The organism is Dyella sp., assembly GCF_035508675.1.
GTDB lineage: Bacteria > Pseudomonadota > Gammaproteobacteria > Xanthomonadales > Rhodanobacteraceae > Dyella_B.
The window spans coordinates 1-4,898 of the sequence record NZ_DATJMN010000113.1; the positions used below are offsets into that span (position 1 = coordinate 1).

General features: G+C 62.6%; 5 protein-coding genes and 1 riboswitch. Of the genes, 3 read left to right on the top strand and 2 right to left on the bottom strand.

Going from position 1 to position 4,898, the window contains the following annotated elements; genetic code table 11:
• A partial coding sequence (locus tag VMA74_RS06680) for a pyridoxal-phosphate dependent enzyme (RefSeq protein ID WP_325365864.1) occupies nt 1-263 on the bottom strand: 263 nt, incomplete at its 3' end.
• A gap of 201 nt (nt 264-464) precedes the next feature.
• Nucleotides 465-580: riboswitch (SAM riboswitch) on the top strand.
• An 83-nt stretch (nt 581-663) separates the two neighbouring features.
• On the opposite strand from VMA74_RS06680, the gene metX reads away from it, so the two are divergent.
• The 3 genes from metX to VMA74_RS06695 are packed head-to-tail and all read left to right on the top strand — an operon-like array spanning nt 664 to nt 3,995.
• A complete protein-coding gene (metX, locus tag VMA74_RS06685) occupies nt 664-1,701 on the top strand; it encodes a homoserine O-succinyltransferase MetX (protein WP_325365860.1) in 1,038 nt (345 codons plus the stop codon).
• A gap of 3 nt (nt 1,702-1,704) precedes the next feature.
• A complete protein-coding gene (gene metB / locus VMA74_RS06690; protein ID WP_325365861.1) occupies nt 1,705-2,913 on the top strand; it encodes a cystathionine gamma-synthase in 1,209 nt (402 codons plus the stop codon).
• A complete protein-coding gene (locus VMA74_RS06695; RefSeq protein ID WP_325365862.1) occupies nt 2,910-3,995 on the top strand; it encodes a homoserine dehydrogenase in 1,086 nt (361 codons plus the stop codon). The genes metB and VMA74_RS06695 overlap by 4 nt, the downstream gene beginning before the upstream one ends.
• 13 nt (nt 3,996-4,008) lie before the next feature.
• Here the strand turns inward: VMA74_RS06695 and VMA74_RS06700 are convergent.
• Nucleotides 4,009-4,898: APC family permease (locus VMA74_RS06700; RefSeq protein WP_325365863.1), on the bottom strand; the 890-nt coding region annotated here is incomplete at its 5' end.

Genomic DNA, 4,898 nt, shown 5'->3' on the forward strand with positions numbered 1-4,898 from the left:
TATCCGCGGCTGGCCCCGATCAGCGCCATCCCGATCCCCGTATTACCCGCTGTCCCTTCCACGATCGTGCCGCCGGGTCGCAGCAGGCCCTGCTTCTCGGCATCCAGGATCAGCCCTAGCGCGGTGCGATCCTTGATTGAGCCGCCTGGATTGAGGAACTCCGCCTTGCCCAGCACCTCGCAGCCGGTCAGCTCCGAGGCGTGGCGCAGGCGCAGCAAGGGCGTATGGCCCACGGCCGAGGAAAGATCAGGCTTGATGCTCATGGGCGCCATATGGCTGCTATCGGTGAAAGAAAGGGAGAGGATAGCGCGCGCCGGGTTGCCCGCCATCGTTCAGCTCAAGGCGGCATGGCGCATATGGTCTTTTCCCATATGGCGAAAACTCGCCATTTTTTTGAGATGTTTTTCCGTATAGACGTCTAAACGTCCATTGACGGTAAAAAAACGCATATGTATAGTCGATCCCACTCATCGAGACCGGCTGAGGGACAGGCCCTTTGAAGCCGGGGCAACCTGCAGGATCAAACCTGCAACGGTGCCAACTCCTGCGGGGTGCGTAAGCGCCGACCGAGAGATGGGATGTCGTCAGTCCATGCCATACCTGGCATATCCGGCGACAACTCCTCGTAGGTTCTCCGCAGGGCGATGCAAACGGAGAACTGACATGCCCCACCTCGCCAACTCCTCACTCGAAGATCGTCCTACTGCCGTGGTCGTGCCCTTGCATTCGCGCAGCACGCTCACCGAGCAGCGCAGCTCCCGTCGTCTGAGCCTGCAACCCAAGTACGGCCATGGTGCCGTCCAGGTGGACGTGCGCTACCAGTGGGCAGGTGCGCCGGATGCGCCCACGATCATCGTGCAGGGCGGCATCTCCGCGGATCGCCATGTCACCGGCAGCGAGCAGGGCAAGCCTGGCTGGTGGTCGGAACTGGTAGGGCATGGACAGGCGATCGACCTGATGCATTGCCGCGTGCTCAGCATCGACTGGCTGACGCCGGCTGATTTCGAGAACCACCCGCGCGCCATCTCCAGCGAGGATCAGGCGGACGCGTTGGCCGCACTGGTAGACGCACTTGGCATCGGCCGCGTCGCTGCCTTCATTGGATCTTCCTATGGTGCGATGACTGCGCTCGCGTTCGCCGCGCGTCATCCGGACAAGCTGGAGAAGCTGGTGTTGCTGGCCGGCGCCCACCGCGCCCATCCGATGGCTACTGCGCAGCGCGCGATCCAACGCCAGATTCTGCGTCTGGGCCAGGCTTCCGGCCAGATCAATGATGCGCTCTCCCTTGCGCGCCAATTGGCCATGACCACCTACCGCGGCAGCGAAGAATTCGCACGTCGCTTTGACGGCACGCCGGACTACCGCGACGGTCGCTTTCATTTCCCGGTCGAGGATTATCTCGAACACGCCGGCCGCAGTTTCGTCCAGCGTTTTGACTTGGAGCGCTTTCTCGCACTATCCGAATCGATCGATCTGCACGATGTGGCGCCAGAATCGGTCAGTGCGCCGACGACGCTGATCGGCTTCCCCTCCGATCGCCTCGTACCGCTGGCCGATCTGTGCGAATTGCAGCGCCGGCTGCGTGGTTCGGCCACGCTGGAAGTGGTCGACTCGCCCTACGGACACGATGCCTTCCTGAAAGAAACCCACAAACTGGCGCCATTGCTGCGCCAGGCTGCCTCTTGTCGTAGCGGAGCTTGAACCATGTGCGCTGATATCACCAAGGACGCCGCCTCCAGCACCCGTGCCGTACGGGCCGGCATTGAATCGGATACGCAGCATGGTGCCGTCGTGCCGCCGCTGCACCTGTCCACCAACTACAGCTTCACCGGCCTGGGCGGCAAGCGTGCCTATGACTATTCGCGCAGCGGCAACCCCACGCGCGATCTGCTCGGCAACGCCTTGGCCGAACTCGAACAAGGTGCGGGCGCGGTAGTCACTGCAAGCGGTATGGCGGCCGTCGCCCTGGCGCTGGAACTGGTACCTGCCGGTGCCACCGTGCTGGCAGCCCATGATTGCTACGGCGGTACCTGGCGCTTGCTCGACGCGTGGGCGAAAAAGGGGCGTTTCAGCGTTCATTTCGTCGATCTCACCGACAACCATGCGCTTGCCGAAGGCCTGGCCTTGAAGCCTGCGCTGGTATGGGTGGAAACACCTTCGAACCCGTTGCTGCGTATTACCAATATTCGCCATGTGGCACAGGCGGCGCATGCCGTCGGCGCCTTGGTGGTGGTGGATAACACCTTCCTGTCGCCGGCATTGCAACAACCACTTACGCTGGGCGCGGACGTGGTCGTGCATTCCACCACCAAGTACATCAACGGGCACAGCGATGTCGTTGGCGGTGCTGTCATCGCGCGTGACGCAGCCGTGGCCGAACAATTGAAATGGTGGGGCAATTGCAACGGCCTTACCGGCGCGCCGTTCGATAGCTTCCTCACCTTGCGGGGCCTGCGCACGCTCGGCGTTCGTCTGCGCCAGCATCAGGAAAACGCAGAGCGCATTGCGACGTATCTGGATCAGCATGACGCCGTGCGCACTGTCTATTACCCTGGTCTTGCGCATCATGCGGGGCATGCGCTGGCCGCACGCCAGCAGCAGGGTTTCGGCGCCATGCTGAGTTTTGAACTGCAGGGCGATGTTCCCCACATCGAAGCCTTCGTGGATGGCCTGCATTATTTCTCGCTGGCCGAATCGCTGGGTGGCGTGGAAAGCCTGGTCGCCCATCCCGCCTCGATGACGCACGCTGCGATGGCGCCGGAAGCGCGCCGCGCTGCCGGTATTGCCGACACGCTACTGCGCTTGTCGATCGGCATCGAGGACGGCGACGACCTGCTGCTCGACCTCGAAGCTGGTTTGCAGCGTGCGCAAGCGGTCACCGAGAACGCCTCGAAACGCCGGGTGATTGCATGAGTGCGGTGCTGGCAGAAGCCACAGCTCCCAAGGCAGCGGCCATTGCGCCCCAGGAGATCGCACTGGTATTGCTGGGCACCGGCGTAGTGGGTGGCGCATTTCTCAAGCTGCTATGCACGCCCGTGGCAAAACGATTGCATCTGGTGGGCGCAGCCAATTCGCGCAAGCAGCAGACCGAAGCGGTTCAATTGGCGGCGCGCGATTTGCGCGAACGCCTGAAGCGCGAAGGTGCGCCACGCGATGATGCGGCACTATTGTTGGCGCTGGATGAGCACCATGCGGCACTCAAAGTCGTCGTCGATGCCACTGCATCGGCCGAACTGGCCTCGCGACATGCTGACTGGCTGGCGCGTGGCTACCACGTTGTCACGGCCAATAAATCATTGGCCGGTGGGCATCTGTCGGGTTGGCGTGCACTGCAAGCGGCGCGTGCCGCGGGTGGACGCTATGGCGATTCCGCCACGGTAGGTGCAGGCTTGCCGGTGCTTTCCACCTTGCGTCGTCTGTGCGATTGCGGGGATAGCCTGCTCACGCTGGAAGGCGTTTTTTCCGGCTCGCTTTCCTATCTGTTCAATACCTATGACGGCAGCCGTCCGTTTTCCGAGCTGCTGCGCGAGGCACGCAAGCTGGGCTACACGGAGCCGGACCCGCGTGCCGACCTGTCCGGCGAAGACGTGGCCCGCAAGTTGCTGATCCTCGCGCGCAATGCGGGCTTCGCCTTAGGCAACGACGAGGTCGTGGTAGAGAGTCTGGTACCGGAAAGCCTGCGTGACCTTTCCACCGATGCATTCCTTGCACGTCTGGAAGAGCTGGATGAACCGCTGGCCACCTTGCATGAGGCCGCGCGTGAGCGTGGGCACGTACTGCGTTTCCTGGCGCGGCTCAATCAACGCGGCCGCGCGCGCGTGGGCATCACCGAAGTGCCGCTGACGCATCCTGCTGCACGCCTGTACGGCACGGACAACCAGTTTGCGTTGACCACCACGCGTTATCACACGCAGCCCCTGGTCATCCAGGGGCCGGGCGCCGGTCCTGAAGTGACTGCCCAGGCCTTGCTGGGCGACATTCTCGCCCTGGGTTGACGCGCAACGCGCGTCAGCGGTGCACGATCCGTTCGGCGGTTTCCTCATCCGGCGGCACCAGCGGCAAATCCGGATGGGTGTGTGCCGTGTCGCGTGCTGCTTCCACCGCTGGCGTGCGCCAGCCAGACTTCACGCCCCACAGGTAAAACACCAGGCCGACCACGGCAACAACAACTAGGTCACTACCGTAAGACAGATAGCCACGACCACCAAAGGTCGTACTGCCCAGCCACGACACGATGGCAATGGTGGGCAGATAGACGATCAGCCACCATGCGCCCTTCAGATGGCGGCCGAAATCATGCCAGCCGGCTTTCGCCTGGTAATACAGATAGACGGGCAAGGCCACCACCATCAGCAGGATGATTTCCCCCGTCAGCGGCCACTTCGCCCAGTACAACAACTCCGTCGCCATGATGAAGGCCACGCCGGCCAGTATCGGCAACCCTGCCACACGCAGCGGACGATGCAATTCCTTGGCAGTTCGGCGCAAGGTCATCACGCTGACTGGACCGGTGAGATAGGAAATAATCGTCGCCACCGAGATCACCGCCGCCAGCGTGCCCCAGCCGCGGAAGAAGAACAGAAACAGGAACGACACCACCAGGTTGAACCACATCGCCGGACGCGGCACGCCCCACTTCGGATGAACTTGGCCCAGGATCTTCGGCAGCGTGCCATTGCGCTCCATGCCATAAATCATACGCGCGGTGGTGGCGGTGTAGGTCATGCCGGTGCCGCTGGGGCTGATGAAAGCATCCACGTACAGCAGCATGGCAAGCCAGTGCAGGTTGACGATGATGGCAAGCTCCGCAAACGGCGAGCGGAAATCGATGCCGTGCCAGCCTGTTTTGGCAAGCATCTCCTGCGGCACGGCGCCGAGATAGGCCACTTGCAGGATCA